Origin of the sequence: Rhizobacter sp. Root1238 (assembly GCF_001425825.1) — a bacterium.
Taxonomy (GTDB): domain Bacteria; phylum Pseudomonadota; class Gammaproteobacteria; order Burkholderiales; family Burkholderiaceae_C; genus Rhizobacter.
Genome location: NZ_LMDM01000004.1, coordinates 126,463 through 144,398, shown reverse-complemented (window position 1 = coordinate 144,398; position 17,936 = coordinate 126,463). Strand labels below are relative to the sequence as shown.

Annotated in this window: 18 protein-coding genes; 8 read left to right on the top strand and 10 right to left on the bottom strand. The window is 66.7% G+C overall.

Annotated elements, in window-relative coordinates; all coding sequences use genetic code 11:
* Nucleotides 1–21: 21 nt before the first annotated feature.
* A complete protein-coding gene (locus tag ASC98_RS05415) occupies nucleotides 22–1,158 on the bottom strand; it encodes an efflux RND transporter periplasmic adaptor subunit (protein WP_056808491.1) in 1,137 nt (378 codons plus the stop codon).
* Between the two features lie 200 nt (nucleotides 1,159–1,358).
* On the opposite strand from ASC98_RS05415, the gene hpnD reads away from it, so the two are divergent.
* Entirely contained in the window at nucleotides 1,359–2,207 is an 849-nt protein-coding gene (hpnD, locus tag ASC98_RS05410) for a presqualene diphosphate synthase HpnD (RefSeq protein WP_056808489.1), read from the top strand.
* Nucleotides 2,208–2,275: 68 nt separating this feature from the next.
* Nucleotides 2,276–3,043, top strand: a complete 768-nt coding sequence (locus ASC98_RS05405) for an IclR family transcriptional regulator (protein ID WP_056808487.1) — start codon at nucleotides 2,276–2,278, stop codon at nucleotides 3,041–3,043.
* A 53-nt stretch (nucleotides 3,044–3,096) separates the two neighbouring features.
* Here the strand turns inward: ASC98_RS05405 and pbpG are convergent, their stop codons facing one another.
* The 7 genes from pbpG to ASC98_RS05370 form a co-directional block, all read right to left on the bottom strand.
* The gene (pbpG, locus tag ASC98_RS05400) at nucleotides 3,097–4,131 is read right to left on the bottom strand and encodes a D-alanyl-D-alanine endopeptidase (RefSeq protein WP_369820444.1); all 1,035 of its coding nucleotides are present in this window, start codon (nucleotides 4,129–4,131) and stop codon (nucleotides 3,097–3,099) included.
* 165 nt (nucleotides 4,132–4,296) lie between these two features.
* The gene (locus tag ASC98_RS05395; protein WP_056808484.1) at nucleotides 4,297–5,838 is read right to left on the bottom strand and encodes a 2-isopropylmalate synthase; all 1,542 of its coding nucleotides are present in this window, start codon (nucleotides 5,836–5,838) and stop codon (nucleotides 4,297–4,299) included.
* Between the two features lie 34 nt (nucleotides 5,839–5,872).
* Nucleotides 5,873–7,567 (bottom strand): 2-isopropylmalate synthase, encoded by a 1,695-nt coding sequence (leuA, locus tag ASC98_RS05390; RefSeq protein WP_056808482.1) that lies wholly within the window; start codon nucleotides 7,565–7,567, stop codon nucleotides 5,873–5,875.
* Nucleotides 7,568–7,765: 198 nt separating this feature from the next.
* On the bottom strand, nucleotides 7,766–8,590 hold the full coding sequence (pssA, locus tag ASC98_RS05385) for a CDP-diacylglycerol--serine O-phosphatidyltransferase (protein ID WP_056809191.1): 825 nt from the start codon (nucleotides 8,588–8,590) through the stop codon (nucleotides 7,766–7,768).
* A gap of 137 nt (nucleotides 8,591–8,727) precedes the next feature.
* Entirely contained in the window at nucleotides 8,728–9,744 is a 1,017-nt protein-coding gene (ilvC, locus tag ASC98_RS05380) for a ketol-acid reductoisomerase (RefSeq protein ID WP_047511841.1), read from the bottom strand.
* A gap of 57 nt (nucleotides 9,745–9,801) precedes the next feature.
* Complete coding sequence (gene ilvN / locus ASC98_RS05375; protein WP_056808480.1) at nucleotides 9,802–10,293, bottom strand: acetolactate synthase small subunit; 492 nt, start codon at nucleotides 10,291–10,293, stop codon at nucleotides 9,802–9,804.
* 165 nt (nucleotides 10,294–10,458) lie between these two features.
* Nucleotides 10,459–12,237: an acetolactate synthase 3 catalytic subunit gene (locus tag ASC98_RS05370; protein WP_056808478.1), complete on the bottom strand. Its 1,779-nt coding sequence runs from the start codon at nucleotides 12,235–12,237 to the stop codon at nucleotides 10,459–10,461.
* Between the two features lie 256 nt (nucleotides 12,238–12,493).
* On the opposite strand from ASC98_RS05370, the gene ASC98_RS05365 reads away from it, so the two are divergent.
* Genes ASC98_RS05365 through ASC98_RS05340 form a run of 6 tightly spaced genes read left to right on the top strand, consistent with a single transcriptional unit; the run spans nucleotide 12,494 to nucleotide 15,832 of the window.
* Nucleotides 12,494–13,060, top strand: coding sequence for an RNA polymerase sigma factor (locus tag ASC98_RS05365; protein WP_056808476.1), 567 nt, complete (start codon nucleotides 12,494–12,496; stop codon nucleotides 13,058–13,060).
* Between the two features lie 11 nt (nucleotides 13,061–13,071).
* The gene (locus ASC98_RS05360; protein ID WP_056809189.1) at nucleotides 13,072–13,503 is read left to right on the top strand and encodes a DUF3619 family protein; all 432 of its coding nucleotides are present in this window, start codon (nucleotides 13,072–13,074) and stop codon (nucleotides 13,501–13,503) included.
* A gap of 11 nt (nucleotides 13,504–13,514) precedes the next feature.
* Nucleotides 13,515–14,291, top strand: a complete 777-nt coding sequence (locus tag ASC98_RS05355) for a DUF3106 domain-containing protein (protein WP_235581180.1) — start codon at nucleotides 13,515–13,517, stop codon at nucleotides 14,289–14,291.
* Entirely contained in the window at nucleotides 14,288–14,821 is a 534-nt protein-coding gene (locus ASC98_RS05350; protein WP_056808473.1) for an RDD family protein, read from the top strand. The genes ASC98_RS05355 and ASC98_RS05350 overlap by 4 nt, the downstream gene beginning before the upstream one ends.
* Before the next feature lie 43 nt (nucleotides 14,822–14,864).
* On the top strand, nucleotides 14,865–15,245 hold the full coding sequence (locus ASC98_RS05345) for a diacylglycerol kinase (RefSeq protein WP_056808471.1): 381 nt from the start codon (nucleotides 14,865–14,867) through the stop codon (nucleotides 15,243–15,245).
* Entirely contained in the window at nucleotides 15,242–15,832 is a 591-nt protein-coding gene (locus ASC98_RS05340) for a TIGR00730 family Rossman fold protein (protein ID WP_056808468.1), read from the top strand. Before ASC98_RS05345 ends, ASC98_RS05340 begins: the two co-directional genes overlap by 4 nt.
* A gap of 55 nt (nucleotides 15,833–15,887) precedes the next feature.
* On the opposite strand, the gene ASC98_RS05335 is transcribed toward ASC98_RS05340, so the two are convergent.
* Together ASC98_RS05335 and ASC98_RS05330 are read right to left on the bottom strand one after the other, a co-directional pair.
* Nucleotides 15,888–16,226 carry a P-II family nitrogen regulator gene (locus ASC98_RS05335; RefSeq protein WP_047511820.1) on the bottom strand — a complete coding sequence of 113 codons (339 nt, stop codon included), beginning with the start codon at nucleotides 16,224–16,226 and terminating at the stop codon, nucleotides 15,888–15,890.
* Nucleotides 16,227–16,258: 32 nt separating this feature from the next.
* Nucleotides 16,259–17,935, bottom strand: coding sequence for an NAD+ synthase (locus ASC98_RS05330; protein ID WP_056808466.1), 1,677 nt, complete (start codon nucleotides 17,933–17,935; stop codon nucleotides 16,259–16,261).
* Nucleotide 17,936: the final 1 nt, after the last annotated feature.

The following is a 17,936-nucleotide window of genomic DNA, read 5'->3' as shown; positions in this document are numbered from 1 at the left end:
CGGTGCCTCGGACACGGGGGCTTAGCGGGACGCCGCGCTGGCGGGCGCCATCGCAGCCGGGTTGCCGTTCTGCGCGGTCGGCTCGACGTACATCTTCACCTGCTGGCCGGGCGACAGCACGTGCACGCCGGCGGTCACCACCACCTGCCCCGGCGCGAGGCCGCCGGCCACCACCACGGTGTTGCCATCGGCCCCACCCACCTGGATCGGCTGCGCCTTGACGCTGAGCACGCCCTGGGCATTCTTGTCGACCAGCCACACCGACGTGCGGCCCTGCAGCTCGGTCACGGCCGACAGCGGCAGGCGCACGACGCCCGATTGCTGCGGCAGCTCGATCAGCACGGTGGCGGTCTGGCCCAGGCGGGCCGGCAGCTCGCCGATGTCGGCCTTGATCTGGAACGTGCGGGTCGCGGCATCGGCCGCCGCGGCCACCTCGCGGATCGAGGCGGACACCGCCTCGTTGCTGCCCCACAGGCGCACCTTCAGCGCGCCGGGCTTGCGGGCCAGCGCCCGCAGGTCGCCGACGTGGTCCTCGGGCACCGAGAACACCACGTCGCGCGGGCCGTCCTGCGCCAGGCGCACGACTGGCGTGCCGGCCGCCACCACCATGCCGGGTTCGGCGTCGACGCCGGTGATCACACCGTTCGCATCGGCCACCAGCGCCGCGTAGGCCGCCTGGTTGCCCTGCACGCCGGCCTGCGCACGCGCCTGGTCGAACTGCGCCTGCGCCGATTTCAGCGCGGTGTCGCGGCGTTCCAGCTCGGCCGAGCTGATGAAGCCCTGGTCGCGCAGGTCCTTGTAGCGCTTGTAGTCGGCGTTCGCGAGCTCGAGGTTGGTCTGCGCCGCGGCGAGCGCCGCGCGCGCGGATTCCTGTGCGAGCTTCAGGTCCTGCGGATCGAGCTGGGCCAGCACCTGGCCCGCCTTGACGGTGTCGCCCACGTTCGCCGAGCGGCGCGTGATCTTGCCGCCGACCCGGAAGCCGAGCTTCGATTCGGTGCGCGCCTTGATCTCGGCCGCGTACTCGCGGGTGCCGCCCGCCGCTCCGTTGGTGATCGTCAGGGTGCGAACCGCACGCACCGGCTCGGCGGCGGGTTCGGTCTTCGAGCAGGCAGCCAGGACGGCCGAACCGGCCAAGGCAATGAACAGCGTGGATCGCATCGGAATCCTCTTCGAGGCGGTGGACGGGGGCGGGAAAATTGGAATCGGGGGGTACGTCAGTTACGGTACAACTGACTGACCGGTCAGTAATGTATTCGGGTGAATCCCAGGTGTCAAACCGTCGCTGGCATCTTTCGACGCGTCATCAGCGGCCGGAGCGGACACAGCGACAATGCGCGCTGAATTGATCACGACCGACGATGACGCCCCAGCAATACGTGCAGGACAAGGCCGCCAAGAGCGGCTCGAGCTTCTACTACGCCTTCTTGTTCCTGCCACCGCCGCGCCGTGCGGCGATCACCGCGTTCTACGCCTTCTGCCGCGAGGTGGACGACGTCGTCGACGAGGTGCAGGACCCAGGGGTCGCTGCCACCAAGCTCGCATGGTGGCGCAAGGAGGTGGCCAGCGCGTTCGCCGGGCAGGCCAGCCACCCGGTGATGCAGGCCTTGATGCCGCACACCGCCGAGTTCGGCATCCGCGCCGAGCACCTCAACGCGGTGATCGAGGGTTGCCAGATGGATCTGGAGCAGTCGCGCTACCTCGACTACCCCGGGCTGCAGCGCTATTGCCACCTGGTGGCCGGCATCGTCGGCGAGGTCGCGGCCAGCATCTTCGGGCGCAGCAGCGACCAGACGCTGCAGTACGCCCACAGGCTGGGGTTGGCGATGCAGTTGACCAACATCATCCGCGACGTCGGCGACGACGCGCGCCGCGGCCGCATCTACCTGCCGATTTCCGAACTGCAACAGTTCGACGTGAAAGCCCACGAGCTGCTGAAGCGCAACGCGCCCTGGGGCTACAGCGAACGGTTCACCGCGCTGATGCGCTTCCAGTCCGAACGGGCGCACCGCTGCTACGACGAGGCGTTCGCGCTGCTGCCCGACGCGGACCGCGTGACCCAGAAGCCGGGGCTGATGATGGCCAACATCTACCGCACGCTGTTGCGCGAGATCGAGGCCGGCGGCTTCCAGGTGCTGCACCAGCGCGTGTCGCTGACGCCGATCCGCAAACTGTGGATCGCCGCCCGCACCCACTGGAAAGGCCGCTGAAGGGCAAGGCGCTGGTCAAGTCAGTTTTCGCCATGCAAAATGGCGGGCAACTGAATGAGAGTGCCGCGATGAAAAGCAAAGAGGGCCAGACGCCGGCGATCCAGGTGCTGGAGCGCATGTTTTCGCTGCTGGACCTGCTGGCGTCCCACCAGGATCCGATCTCGCTGAAGGTGATCAGCGAACAGACGGGGCTGCACCCGTCGACCGCGCACCGCATCCTCAACGACCTGACGGTCGGCCGCTATGTCGACCGGCCCGAGGCCGGCAGCTACCGCCTCGGCATGCGGCTGCTGGAACTGGGCAACCTGGTGAAGGCCCGCCTGGACGTGCGCGACGCCGCGCTCGGCCCGATGCGCGAGCTGCACAAGCTGACGCACCAGCCGGTGAACCTGTCGATGCGCCAGGGCGACGAAATCGTCTACATCGAACGAACCTACAGCGAACGCTCCGGCATGCAGGTGGTCCGCGCAGTCGGCGGCCGGGCCCCGCTGCACCTGACCTCGGTCGGCAAGCTGTTCCTCGCGCATGACGATCCGCAACGCGTGCGGGCCTATGCGACCCGCACCGGCCTCGCCGGGCACACTCGCAACAGCATCACCGAGGTCGGCACGCTGGAGCGCGAGCTGTCGAAGGTGCTGCAGTACGGCACGGCGCGCGACGACGAGGAGCTGGAACTGGGCGTGCGCTGCATGGCCGCCGGCATTCTGGACGACCAGGGGAAGCTGGTCGCGGGGCTGTCGATCTCGGCACCGGCGGACCGGCTCGAAGAAGCCTGGCTCGAGCGGCTGAAGGCCACCGCGTCGCAGATCTCGTCGGCGCTCGGGCATCGCAGCTGAAATGCAAAGAGCCCGGCGTGACCGGGCTCTTTTTCATCCGCAGGAGGCGGCGTTCAGGACGTCAGCTTCGGCGCCTCATGGACCACCGTGGTGGCCGGTGCCATGGCCGGAGCCACCACCGCCGGAACCGGTGCCAGCTGGTTCACCCAGCGGCGAACGCGCTCCGCGTCGCCGATCCGCGAATACTTGCCGGCCGAATCCAGGAACACCATGATCAGCTTGCGACCGGCCAGCTTGGCCTGCATCACCAGGCAGCGACCGGCTTCGGAGATGTAGCCGGTCTTCTGGATGCCGATGTCCCATTCGGGGCTGCGCACCAGGCCGTTGGTGGTGTGGAAAGCCTGCATGCGCCGACCGACCATCACCTGGTATTCCGGCGAGGTCGACAGCTCGCTGATCAACGGACGCGTGCTCGCTTCCTTGACGAGCGACGCCAGGTCGTGCGCGCTCGACTGGTTGCGGCTGGACAGCCCGGTCGGCTCGACGTAGTGCGTGTCGTTCATGCCGAGTTCGACCGCCTTGCGGTTCATCGCGGCGACGAAAGCATCGAGTCCGCCCGGATAGTGGCGCCCGAGCGCATGGGCCGCGCGGTTCTCGGACGACATCAGCGCCAGGTGAAGCATCTCTTCGCGCGTCAGCTGGGTGCCGACCGTCAGGCGCGAGCGGCTGCCCTTCTCGGTGTCGACATCGTCCTGCGTGATCGTCAGGGTTTCATCCAGCGGCAGCTGGGCATCGGTGACGACGACCGCCGTCATCAGCTTGGTCAGCGACGCGATCGGCAGCACGGCGGCGGAGTTCTTGCTGAACAGCACTTCATTGGTGTCCTGGTCCATCACCAGGGCCACGCTGGATTTCAGTTCGAGCGGATCGATGGTGGTGTGCAGGCCGGCGATCTGTCCGAACGACGGGCGGGCCGGCACGAAGGCGACGGTGCGGACCCGCTTGCTGCGAACGCTCTTGGACTTGACCGACGAGGCCTTGGCGCTGGCAGCGACCTTGCGCTTGGTGGGTTTGGCGGTGCCGTCAGCGGCTACTGCGGCCAACGGGAGTGCAACTGCCGTGATCAACGTGACCAGACCGCGAATCATCGCCGATACCGAAACTTGCATCATTTTTGCCACAACAACCCCTTGACAGCCGCTGGCGCGAGTGTAGGTGAAAGAAAAAAAGCGCGCAAGATCAAAAACTTACGCGCCCTTTCTCCTTCTATACCTTAGGGTCTGTCAGGTCTGTGACAAAGTCATCAGATCGACTTATCCCTGGGCGGCGACGCGCTCGCTCTTGCTGTGCAGCTTGTTCATGGCCGCGAGGTAGGCCTTGGCCGAAGCCACCACGATGTCCGGATCAGACCCGACTCCGTTGACGACGCGGCCACCATGCTGCAGTCGAACCGTCACCTCACCTTGAGATTCTGTGCTTCCCGAGGTGATGGCATTGACCGAATAGAGGAGCATTTCGGCGCCACTTTGCAGCTTGGATTCGATGGCCTTCAAACTGGCATCGACCGGGCCGTTGCCGTCGCTTTCGGCATGGTGCTCGACGCCGCCGGCCGAAAAGGCGATCGTGGCGTGCGGCCGCTCGCCCATCTCGGAATGCTGCGACAACGCGAGCAAGCGGTAATGCTCGCTCTCGGCCATCACCGCCTCGTCCATCACCAGCGCGAGGATGTCCTCGTCGAAGATGTCGCTCTTGCGGTCGGCCAGTTCCTTGAACTTCGCGAACGCGGCGTTGATGTCGGCCTCGGACTCCATCGCGATGCCGAGTTCCTGCAGGCGTTGCTTGAAGGCGTTGCGCCCCGACAGCTTGCCCAGCACGATCTTGTTGGCCGACCAGCCCACGTCTTCGGCCCGCATGATCTCGTAGGTGTCGCGTGCCTTCAGCACGCCGTCCTGGTGGATGCCGGACGCATGCGCGAAGGCATTGGCGCCGACCACCGCCTTGTTCGGCTGCACGACGAAGCCGGTCGTCTGCGACACCAGCCGGGAAGCGGGCACGATCTGGCTCGCATCGATGCCGAGGTCGAGGCCGAAATAGTCGCGCCGCGTCTTCACCGCCATCACGACCTCTTCGAGCGAGCAGTTGCCGGCACGCTCGCCCAGGCCGTTGATCGTGCACTCGATCTGCCGCGCGCCGCCGATCTTCACGCCCGCCAGCGAATTGGCAACCGCCATGCCGAGGTCGTTGTGGCAATGCACCGACCACACCGCCTTGTCGGCGTTCGGGATCCGCTGGCGCAGGTCCAGGATGAAGTTGCCGTACAGCTCGGGGATCGCATAGCCGACGGTGTCGGGGATGTTGATCGTCGTCGCGCCTTCGGCGATCACCGCCTCGAGCACGCGGCACAGGAAATCGGGGTCGGATCGGTAGCCGTCTTCCGGCGAGAACTCGACGTCGCCGCTCAGGTTGCGCGCGAAGCGCGTCGACAGCCGCGCCTGCTCGAACACCTGGTCCGGCGTCATGCGCAACTTCTTCTCCATGTGCAGCGCGCTGGTCGCGAGGAACAGGTGGATGCGCGTCGAGTTGCCGCCCTTCAGTGCCTCGGCGGCACGTGCGATGTCGCGGTCGTTCGCACGCGCCAGCGAGCAAATGGTGCTGTCCTTCACCGCTTGGGCGATCGCCTTCACCGCTTCGAAGTCGCCATTCGACGCCGCCGCAAAGCCGGCCTCGATCACGTCGACCTTCAGGCGCTCGAGCTGCCGGGCGATTCGCAGTTTCTCGTCCTTGGTCATCGAGGCGCCGGGCGATTGCTCGCCGTCGCGCAAGGTGGTGTCGAAGATGATCAGTTTGTCGGTCATGGGGACTCCTCGGTTCTGGTGGTCTGCACGGATCTTAGGCGAGCTCGGCGGCCTTGAACGCGAGTTCGCCGCGACGCAGCGCGCGCTGCAGTCCTGAGACGATGGCCTTCAACGACGCGGAGACGATGTTGGCATCGATGCCGACACCGAACAGCGTCGCTGCATCGCCGACGCGAAGCTCCAGGTAGGCGGCAGCGCGTGCGTCGGCGCCGCTGGCGATCGCATGCTCGTGGTAGTCGAGCACCCGCACCGTCGCGGCCAGGTGCGCGTTGAGCGCGTTGACGAATGCATCGATCGGCCCGGCGCCATCGGCATCCAGCACCAGCTCGCGGTCACCCAGGCGGACCGCGCCATGCAGGTGAACCGAGCCGTCGGCCTGCGCCGTGATCGCGGGCAGGTGGGAGCGCACGTCGCCTTCGTCGATGCCGTACTCGCCGCAGAAGACGGCCCACAGGTCGGCCGCCGTCTGCTCCTTGCCGCTGTCGTCCATCACGCGCTGGACCACGCCACTGAATTCGATCTGCAGGCGGCGCGGCATCTCCACGCCGTACTCGGTCTCGAGCAGGTACGACACCCCGCCCTTGCCCGACTGGCTGTTGACGCGGATCACCGCGTCGTAGCTGCGCCCGAGATCGGCGGGGTCGATCGGCAGGTACGGCACGTCCCACATGTCGGTCGGCTGGCGCTGCGCGAAGGCCTTCTTGATCGCGTCCTGGTGCGAGCCGGAGAACGAGGTGTAGACCAGGTCGCCGGCATACGGATGCCGCGGATGCACCGGGAGCTGGTTGCAGTGTTCGACGCAGCGGCGCACCTCGTCGATGTCGGAGAAATCGAGTCCCGGCGCGACGCCCTGCGTGTACAGGTTCAACGCGATGTTGACGAGGTCGACGTTGCCGGTGCGTTCGCCGTTGCCGAACAGGCAGCCCTCGATCCGTTCGGCGCCCGCCATCAGCGCGAGTTCGCCGGTCGCAGTGCCGGTGCCGCGGTCGTTGTGCGGATGCACCGACAGCACGATCGAATCGCGCCGCTCGAGGTGGCGATGCATCCACTCGATCATGTCGGCGAACACGTTCGGCGTGCAACGCTCGATGGTGGTCGGCAGGTTGATGATGCACTTGCGCTGCGGCGTCGGCTGCCACACCGCCGTCACCGCATCGACGACGCGCTTCGCGAACGGCAGCTCGGTGTCGGAGAAGGTCTCGGGCGAGTACTCGAAGCGCCAGTCGGTGCCGGGCTGGGCCGCGGCGCACTCGTTGAACATCCGCGCATGCGCGGTCGCGAGTTCGACGACACCGTCCTCGTCGAGGCCGAGCACGACGCGGCGCATGCCGGGTGCCGTCGCGTTGTAGAGGTGGACCACCGCGCGGCGCGCGCCCTGCAGCGATTCGAAGGTGCGGCGGATCAGCGGCTCGCGGGCCTGCGTCAGCACCTGGATCGTCACGTCGTCGGGGATGCGGTCCTGCTCGATCAGCATCCGCACGAAATCGAGATCCGTCTGAGAGGCCGACGGAAAGCCGACCTCGATCTCCTTGAAGCCGATGCGCAGCAGCATCTCGAACATGCGCAGCTTGCGTTGCGCATCCATCGGCTCGATCAGCGCCTGGTTGCCATCGCGCAGGTCGGTGCTGAGCCAGATCGGCGCGTGCGCCAGCACGGCATCCGGCCAGCGGCGGTCGGGCAAGGCGACGGGTTGGAAGGCGCGGTACTTGGTGTTCGGTTGCTTCAGCATGGCGATCCCTTGAGAGTCGTGTGGCGCAACCTGCACTCCAAAAAGCAAAACGGCCCGCTGCAGGTTGCAATCGGGCCGTTGAGACGAAAACGATGGACGTGAACGATCAGCGCACCCGGGGTACTCCTAGGAATAGCGCTAGCGTGATCGTGGTGCGGAACGTCATGGGGTGCGAATGTAGCATGCCTCGGCGTGCGGTCAGCGGTGCAGGCCTTCTTCGTCGGGCTCGTCCATCGAGGTGGCGATCACGCTGACCGGCTTGCCCTTCTTGCGCTTCCAGGCATAGACGCCATAGCCCGAGAGGCCGTAGATGACGAACAGCCCGAAGAACACCAGCGGCGGGTGCCAGGTGAACAGCGAGATGCCGAGGGCGATCGCGACGATCACGATGAACGGCACCGAGCGCTTGAAGCTGACGTCCTTGAAGCTGTAGAACGGCACGTTGGTCACCATCGTCAGGCCGGCATACAGCGTGAAGCCGAACGCCGTCCAGATCAACCAGGCGCCCTCCTCGTCGACGACGAAGCCCTGGTCATTCATCAACCAGATGAAGCCCATCACCAGCGCTGCCGCAGCGGGACTCGGGAGCCCCTGGAAGAACCGTTTGTCGACCACCTTCAGGTTGGTGTTGAAGCGCGCCAGGCGCAGTGCCGCGCACGAGCAGTAGACGAACGCGGCAATCCAGCCCGGCTTGCCCAGGCCCTTCAGCGCCCATTCGTAGACGATCAAAGCCGGCGCCGCACCGAACGACACCATGTCCGACAGGCTGTCCATCTGCTCGCCGAAGGCACTCTGCGTGTTGGTCATGCGGGCGACGCGGCCGTCGAGGCTGTCGAGCACCATCGCACAGAAAATGCCGATCGCCGACTGCTCGAACTGGCCGTTCATCGCCATCACGATGGCATAGAAGCCGCCGAACAGCGCCGCCAGCGTGAACAGGTTCGGCAGGATGTAGATGCCCTTGCGACGGCGCCGCACGGGCAGCTCATCGGCATCGGGCAGGGGTTGGTCGCCGTCGTGCACGTCGTCACTCATGGTCCGGGCCGCACGGCGGCCGAGGGGAAATGTTCATCGCGTGGAGGATACCGCAGCACCCCTGTGAAAAAGGGCCGCACGCGCGCGGCGTGCAGCCCTCTCCGACGGGGTTCGCTCGGGCCCGTTCAGTTCTTCGACTGGTCGACCAGGCGGTTCTTCTTGATCCACGGCATCATCGCGCGCAGCTGCTCGCCGACGACTTCGATCGGATGCTCGGCCGTCAGGCGGCGGCGCGACAGCAGCGTCGGTGCACCGGCGCGGTTCTCGAGGATGAAGCTCTTCGCGTACTCGCCGGTCTGGATGTCCTTCAGCGCCTGGCGCATGGCCTGGCGGGTTTCGTCCGTCACGATCTTCGGCCCGGTCACGTACTCGCCGTATTCGGCGTTGTTCGAGATCGAGTAGTTCATGTTGGCGATGCCGCCTTCATAGATCAGGTCGACGATCAGCTTCAGCTCGTGCAGGCACTCGAAGTAGGCCATCTCGGGGGCATAGCCGGCTTCGGTCAGCGTCTCGAAACCGGCCTTGATCAGCTCGACGGCGCCACCGCACAGCACGGCCTGCTCGCCGAACAGGTCGGTCTCGGTCTCTTCGCGGAAGTTGGTCTCGATCACGCCGGCCTTGCCGCCGCCGTTGGCCGCCGCGTACGACAGCGCCAGGTCGCGCGCCTTGCCGGTCTTGTCGGCATAGACGGCGATCAGGTGCGGCACGCCGCCGCCTTGCGTGTAGGTCGAACGCACCGTGTGGCCGGGGGCCTTCGGGGCGACCATCCAGACGTCGAGGTCGGCGCGCGGCACGACCTGGCCGTAGTGCACGTTGAAGCCGTGCGCGAACGCGAGCGAGGCGCCTTGCTTGATGTGCGGTTCGACGTCGTTCTTGTAGACCGACGCGATCTGCTCGTCGGGCAGCAGGATCATGACGACGTCGGCGGCCTTCACCGCATCGGCGATCTCGGCGACCTTCAGGCCGGCCTTCTCGGCCTTGGACCACGAAGCCCCGCCCTTGCGCAGGCCGACGGTGACCTTGACGCCGCTGTCGTTCAGGTTCTGCGCGTGCGCATGGCCTTGCGAACCGTAGCCGATGATCGTGACGTTCTTGCCCTTCACCAGGCTCAGGTCAGCATCCTTGTCGTAATAAACCTTCATGGTCTTCTCCAAAAAAAACAGTTCAGTCTTGCGGGGTGATTGGATTGATCGAGACGATCAGACGCGCAGGATGCGCTCGCCGCGACCGATCCCGCTGGTGCCGGTGCGCACGGTTTCGAGGATGGCGCCGCGGTCGATCGCTTCGATGAAGGCATCGAGCTTGGACGCATCGCCAGTGAGTTCAATCGTGTAGCTCTTCTCGGTGACGTCGATGATGCGGCCGCGGAAGATGTCCGCCATCCGTTTCATCTCTTCGCGTTCCTTGCCGACGGCACGCACCTTGATGAGCATCAGCTCGCGTTCGGTGAAGGCGCCTTCGGTCAGGTCGACGACCTTGACCACCTCGATCAGCCGGTTCAGGTGCTTGGTGATCTGCTCGATCACCTCGTCGGAGCCGGTGGTCACGATGGTCATGCGAGACAGCGAGGCATCCTCGGTCGGCGCGACCGTCAGGCTCTCGATGTTGTACCCGCGGGCGGAGAACAACGCGACGACGCGCGACAGCGCACCCGGTTCGTTCTCGAGCAACAAGGCAATGATGTGTTTCATGGTCGTTGGAGCGCGCTCTTCAGACCGGCGGCGGTAACCGACGGGCCTTGGCCACGCTGTATCGATGATGGAAAGTTGAACGTGAATGGCCGAAGCGGCGATCGTGCATTCCACCGGCGGTCGACGGCGCGCGGTAACGCGCCGCCCTGGCCGGTGTTCGGCACGTCACAGGTCTTCGGACCCCAGCAGCATTTCGCTGATGCCCTTGCCCGCCTGGACCATCGGCCAGACGTTCTCGGTCGGATCGGTGCGAACGTCGAGGAACACCGTCCGGTCCTTCAGCCTGATCGCCTCGCGCAGCGCAGGCTCCACATCCGATGGCTTCTCGACCAGCAGGCCGACGTGGCCATAGGCCTCCGCGAGCTTGACGAAGTTCGGCAGCGCGTCCATGTAGCTGTGCGAGTAGCGGCCGCCGTAATCGAGCTCCTGCCATTGCCGCACCATGCCGAGGTAGCGGTTGTTCAGCGAGACGATCTTGACCGGCGTCTTGTACTGCAGGCAGGTCGACAGCTCCTGGATGCACATCTGGATCGAGCCCTCGCCGGTGATGCAGAACACATCGGCATCGGGCTTCGCGAGCTTGATGCCCATCGCATACGGCAAACCGACGCCCATCGTGCCCAGCCCGCCCGAATTGATCCAGCGGCGCGGCTCGTCGAAGCGGTAGTACTGCGCGGCCCACATCTGGTGCTGGCCGACGTCGGACGTGATGTAGGTGTCGCGGTCCTTCGTCAGCTCCCAGAGCTTCTCGACGACGGACTGCGGCTTGATGACGTCGGCGCTGCCCTTGTAGGACAGGCACTCGCGCTTGCGCCATTCGTTGATCTGGCCCCACCAGGCCGACAGCGCCTGCACGTCGGGGCGCGCCTGGGCTTCGCGGACCTGGGCGATCAGCTCCTGCAGCACATCCTTCACGTCGCCGACGATCGGGATGTCGACCTTGACGCGCTTCGAGATCGACGACGGGTCGATGTCGATGTGGACGATCTTGCGTTCGACGGATGCGAAATGCTTCGGATTGCCGATCACGCGGTCATCGAAGCGCGCACCGACCGCCAGCAGGACGTCGCAGCTCTGCATCGTCATGTTGGCTTCGTAGGTGCCGTGCATGCCGAGCATGCCGAGGAACTTCGGGTCGCTGGCCGGGAACGAGCCCAGGCCCATCAGCGTGTTGGTGCACGGGTAGCCGAGCAGGTTGACCAGCTCGCGCAACTCGGCGGCCGCGTTGCCCAGCACGACGCCGCCGCCGGTGTAGATGTAAGGCCTCTTGGCGGCCAGCAGCAACTGCACCGCCTTGCGGATCTGCCCGCCGTGACCCTTGCGGACCGGGTTGTACGAGCGCATCTCGACGCTCTGCGGATAGTGAAACGCGGTGGTCTTCTGCGACACATCCTTCGGAATGTCGACCACCACCGGGCCGGGCCGGCCGGTGCGGGCGATGTGGAACGCCTTCTTCAGCGTGGTGGCGAGGTCGCGCACGTCCTTCACGAGGAAGTTGTGCTTGACGATCGGGCGGGTGATGCCGACGGTGTCGCACTCCTGGAAGGCGTCGAGGCCGATCGCCGGCGTCGGCACCTGCCCGGTGATGATCACCATCGGGATCGAATCCATGTAGGCGGTCGCGATGCCGGTGATGGCATTCGTGACCCCCGGACCCGACGTGACCAGCGCGACGCCGACGTTGCCGGTGGCGCGGGCATAGCCGTCGGCCGCATGGATCGCCGCCTGTTCATGGCGGACCAGCACGTGCTCGATGGTGTCCTGCTTGTACAGCGCGTCGTAGATGTAGAGGACGGCGCCGCCGGGGTAGCCCCAGAGGAACTTGACGTTCTCGGCCTGCAGGCAGCGGACGAGGATTTCGGAGCCGTTGGGCTCGGCGGAGGGAGAAGAAGGGTGCGGTTGTGCCGAAGCGGCACGCTTGATTTCCGCGGCAGACATGTCCATGTTGAACCTTTGTGAATTTCTCTGACGAAAAACCATCGGTGCACCTTTCCTCGCCCTCGTGAGGCGGGTGTGGTACCTGCGCGGTCAAACACTGCAACGCCCGGGGTCGGGCAGCTGAGTCGAGACCGAAATGTTGTGCAACGGGCGATTATGGCATCGCTTCGCATCGATCTCCGGCGAAAGGGACGTCTTGCCGGGAGGCGGTGAGATAATCCGCCCCGTTTTGGCAGGCTGGCTGGCCCGAGGCACATCTCCCTTGGCATCTGAAAAAGAACTTTCCGATTTCCTCAAGAGCGTCGAGAAACGGGCCTTCAAGCGCGTGGTGTACGCCGTGCGGGATGACGATGCGGCCCTCGACATCGTCCAGGATTCGATGATCCGGCTGGCCGAGAAATACTTCGACCGCCCGGCCGCGGAACTGCCGCTGGTTTTCCAGCGCATCCTGTCGAACGCCACCATGGACTGGTTCCGGCGCCAGAAGGTGCGCAATGCGGTGGTGCGGAATTTCTCCGAATTCGAATCCGCAAGCGATGACGGGGATTTCGATTTGCTGGAAACTCTGGCGGTCCAGGACGACTCCCCCGCCACTGAAAGCGCTGCCGATTCGGTTTCCCGGGCTCAGATCCTGCTGGCCATCGAGGCGCAGGTGAGCCAGCTTCCGACGCGTCAACGGGAAGCCTTTCTGCTGCGTTACTGGGAAGAACTCGATGTTGCCGAGACCGCCGCCGTGATGGGGTGCTCGGAAGGAAGCGTGAAGACCCATTGCTCGCGTGCCGTGCATGCTCTGGCCAACGCCCTCAAGTCGAAGGGAATCGAACTATGAACAGCCGCCAAATGACAGCACCGCAGACAGCACCGCACTCCGCCGCCGAACTGGATGCCCTCCAGACCCGCTTCGCACTTCGCCTGTCCGCCCGCCTGACCGAGCAATCGCAGGCCGTTTCCCCCGACATTTCCGAACGCTTGCGCTTCGCGCGCGAGCAGGCGCTCGAACGTGCCCGCACGAAGCTGGCAGCCGAAACCGCCGGCTCGACCTCCCGCTCCGGCGCGTCGCTCGCATTGCTGGGCGGCTGGGGCGTCAAGATCGCTTCGGTGCTGCCGCTGGTCGTGCTGGCCGCCGGCCTGATCCTGATCCAGCGCTGGCACAGCAGCTCGCAGATTTCAGCTGCCGCTGAAATCGACGCCAGCCTGCTGTCCGACGACGTGCCGCCGGACGCCTACAGCGATCCCGGCTTCGTGGAATTCCTCAAGACCCCCCGCGACTGAACGAGGCGCTCGTGATTCGACGCCTCGACAAGGACCCCGCCGCAACCGCGCTGCGCCGCCGCTTCGTGCCGCTGCTGGCCGGCGCATTGCTGGCCTGCGCAGGCCTGGCGTGGTCGCAGCAAGCGCCGCCGGCAGCGGGGACGGGTCCCGCCTGGTCGTCGCTGACTCCGGCGCAACAGCATGCATTGACGCCGCTGCAGCGCGACTGGAACAGCATCGATGCACCGCGCCGCCGCAAGTGGATCGAGATCTCGGAGCGTTTCGGCAGCTTGCCGCCGGCCGAGCAGGCCCGCGTGCAGTCGCGCATGGCCGAATGGGCGAAGCTGACCCCGAAAGAGCGCGCCGAGGCCCGGCTGAACTTCAAGGAAGCGCAGCAGGTCGCGCCGCAGGACCGCAAGTCGCAGTGGGAAGCCTACAAGGCCCTGCCGCCCGACCAGCGCAAGCAGCTGGCCGACCGCGCCGGCAACAAGGCGCCCGCCGCCAAGGCAGGCCGGGAGCCCGACGGCGACGCGTCGGAAGCCAAGTCGAGCATCGTTCCGAACACCGCCTATGCGGCCCGCCCGAAGGCGGTTGCACCGACGGTCGCACAAGCGCAGCCGGGAGCGACCACCAACCTGATCTCCAAGCGCCCTACCCCGCCGGCGCACCAGCAGACCGGCCTGCCGAAGATCGCGACGGCGCCCGGCCTCGTCGACAGCGCGACGCTGCTGCCCAAGCGCGGACCGCAGGCCGCCGCGACCCGCTCGGTGGCAGCCTCGGCCCCGCCTTCCGGCAAGCCGCACCGATGAATTCGACGCCGGCGCTGGCCGCCGCGCCGTTGCGCGCGCCCAGCCTGAAGCGCCGCATGGCCAGCTTCGTCTACGAGGCGCTGATCCTGTTCGGCATCGGCCTGATCCCCGGCGCGATCGGCGCGCTCTTCGTCGCCATCACCGGCCATGAGCACGGCGTGGAGTTGCGCTATATCGCCTTCATCATCTACGGCCTGTATTTCACCTGGTTCTGGTCGCGCCGCGGCCAGACGCTGCCGATGCAGACCTGGCGCATCCGCGTCGTCGTCGCCGACGGGCGGCCGCTGACGCAGTGGCATGCGCTGGCTCGCTACTTCGCCAGCTGGGTCTGGATCGCGCCCGCCTGGGCGCTCGCGCGGCTGAACGGCTGGGCCGGCAAGGAGATGTTCGCCGCGATCGGCGTCGGCATCGTCGCGTACGCATTGCTCGCGCTGCTGCATCCGCAGCGCCAGTTCTGGCATGACGCGCTGTGCGGCACCCGCCTCGTCGATGCCCCTTCGCCCGAGGCTCCTCCCGCCCGGCCGGCCTGAGCGCGCGTCGGGCCGTCATCGGCTCAGGGCACAATCGCGGCCCATGACGAATCCCTACAAAGGACGCACCGGTCTGGAACGCGTGATCCGCGCCACCGGCTACTCCATCGAAGGCCTGAAAACGGCCTACCACGGCGAGAGCGCCTTCCGCCAGGAAACCTGGCTCGCCGTCTTGCTGTTGCCCGCCGCGCTGTGGCTCGGCCGCACCTGGATCGAGACCGCGTTGCTGGCCGGATCGGTCCTGCTGGTGCTGATCGTCGAGCTGCTGAATTCCGGCATCGAGGCGGTGGTCGACCGGGTCTCGTTCGAACTGCACGACCTCTCCAAACGCGCCAAGGACCTGGCCAGCGCCGCGGTGTTCCTGTCGCTGATGCTGTGCGGCGGCATCTGGCTCGCGGCGCTGTGGCACCGCTTCACGCCATGACGGCGGCGCCCTTCTCCGTCTGCGTCTACTGCGGATCGCGCGCGGGCGAAGACCCCGCCTACGAAGCCGCCGCGCGCCAGGTCGGCACGCTGATCGGCCGCAACGGCTGGCGGCTGGTCTACGGCGGCGGCCGGGCCGGGCTGATGGGCGTGGTGGCCGATGCCACGCTGGCGGCCGGCGGCACGGCGGTCGGCGTGATCCCGCATGCGCTGATGTCGCGCGAGCTCGGCCACCCCGGCCTGACCGAACTGCACGTGGTCGACACGATGCATGAACGCAAGAAGATGATGGCCGAGCGCGCCGGCGCGTTCCTCGCGCTGCCGGGCGGCATCGGCACCTTCGAGGAGCTGTTCGAGGTCTGGACCTGGCGCCAGCTGGGCTACCACGATCAGCCGATCGGCCTGCTCAATGTCGCGGGCTACTACGACGAGTTGCTGGCCTTCCTGGGCAAGACGGTGGAGCGCGGCTTCCTGTCGACGGCGCAGATGGACCTGCTCCAGGTATCGGACGATGCACCAGCGCTGCTGGCCCGCCTGGCCGCGCTGGCCGGTGGTGCACACCAGCCGGACGACTACAGCGCGATCTGACGCCGCCATGAAGAAGGCCCGCACGCGGCGGGCCCTGTCTTGGTGCAGCGGCTGCTCAGACGGCCGCTTCGTCCGTCTCGCCGGTGCGGATGCGCACGACTTGCTCGACCGCCGTCACGAAGATCTTGCCGTCGCCGATCTTGCCGGTCTTCGCGGCCTTGACGATGGCGTCGATGCAGCGGTCGACATCGCCATCCTTGACCACGACCTCGACCTTCACCTTCGGCAGGAAGTCGACGACGTACTCGGCGCCGCGGTACAGCTCGGTGTGCCCCTTCTGGCGGCCGAACCCCTTGACCTCGGTCACCGTCAGGCCGGTCACGCCGACATCGGCCAAGGCTTCGCGGACTTCCTCGAGCTTGAACGGCTTCACGATCGCGGTGATCTGTTTCATGGCGGTCTCCGGAGGGATGGGATCGACGTAGTTTAAGCGCGGAACCTCGATGTGATGGGGTATCGCCAATCGCGCCCGAACGCGCGGTGCGTGATGCGGATGCCCACCGGCGACTGGCGGCGCTTGTATTCGTTGATCTTGATGAGCCGCGTGACCCGCTCGACGTCGGCAGGGTCGAAACCGGCCGCGACGATCTGCTCGATGCCCTGGTCGTCTTCCATGTAGCGCTGAAGGATCGCGTCGAGCACCTCGTAGGGCGGCAGGCTGTCCTGATCCTTCTGGTCGGGGCGCAGCTCGGCCGACGGCGGCCGCGTGATGATGCGCTGGGGAATCACCTCGCGCCCTTGCGCGTTCTTCCAGTTCGCGAGCCGGTAGACCAGCGTCTTCGCGACGTCCTTGATCACCGCGAAACCCCCGGCCATGTCGCCGTACAGCGTGCAGTAGCCGGTCGCCATCTCGCTCTTGTTGCCGGTGGTCAGCACGATCGATCCGAACTTGTTCGACAAGGCCATCAGCAGCGTGCCGCGCACGCGCGCCTGGATGTTCTCTTCGGTGGCGTCTTCGGGCCGGCCGGCGAACTCGCTCGCGAGGCTGGCGCGGAACGCCTCGAACATCGGCACGATCGAGATCTCGTCGTAGCGCACCGACAGCCGCTCGGCCATGTCGCGCGCGTCGATCCACGAGATGTCGGCGGTGTACGGCGACGGCATCATCACCGCGCGCACCTTGTCGGCGCCGAGCGCATCGACCGCGACCGCCAGCACCAGCGCCGAATCGATGCCACCGCTCAGCCCGATCAGCACGCCGGGGAAGCCGTTCTTGCCGACGTAGTCGCGCACGCCGGTGACCAGCGCCGCCCACGCCTGCGCGTCGATCTCCGGCACCGGCGCCACCGGGCCCGACGGCTGCCCGGCGGCGTCGAAGTCGACCAGCAGCAGGTCTTCCTCGAACATCGGCGAGCGCGCCGCCACCGCGCCCTGGCGGTCCAGCGCGAACGAGCCGCCGTCGAACACCACCTCGTCCTGGCCGCCGGTGAGGTGCGCATACAGCAGCGGCATGCCGGTGCTGCGCACCCGCGCGGCCATCCACGATTCGCGCTCCTCGAGCTTGCCGAGGTGGAACGGCGAGGCGTTCAGCACGCACAGCACGTCGGCACCGGCCGCCTTCGCCTGCTGCGCCGGTTCGTCGAACCAGGCGTCCTCGCAGATGTTGATGCCGAAGCGCAGCCCGTCGACCTCGAACACCACCGCGTCGAGCCCGGCATCGCGCCCCGACGCGAAGTAGCGGCGCTCGTCGAACACCTGGTAGTTGGGCAGCTCGCGCTTGCAGTAGGTGGCGACGACGCGTCCCCCGGCCAGCACCGAGGCCGCATTGAAGCGCTGCTGCACGGCCATCGACTTCGACCTAACATCGCCGTGCTCACCCCATTGATGCGGATGCCCGACCACCACATGCAGACCTTCGAGCGGCGCCAGCGCCGCCGCGCACTCGGCCAGCGCCTGCGCGCACGCCTGCATGAAGGCCGGTCGCAGCAGCAGGTCTTCGGGCGGATAGCCGCACAGGCTGAGCTCGGGCGTCAGCACCACGCGGGCCCCCTGCTCGTGCGCACGGCGTGCGCTGTCGATGATCTTGCGCACGTTGCCGGCCAGGTCGCCGACCGTGGCGTTGATCTGCGCCAGCGCGACGCGAACCCTCGTGTTTGATGCCATA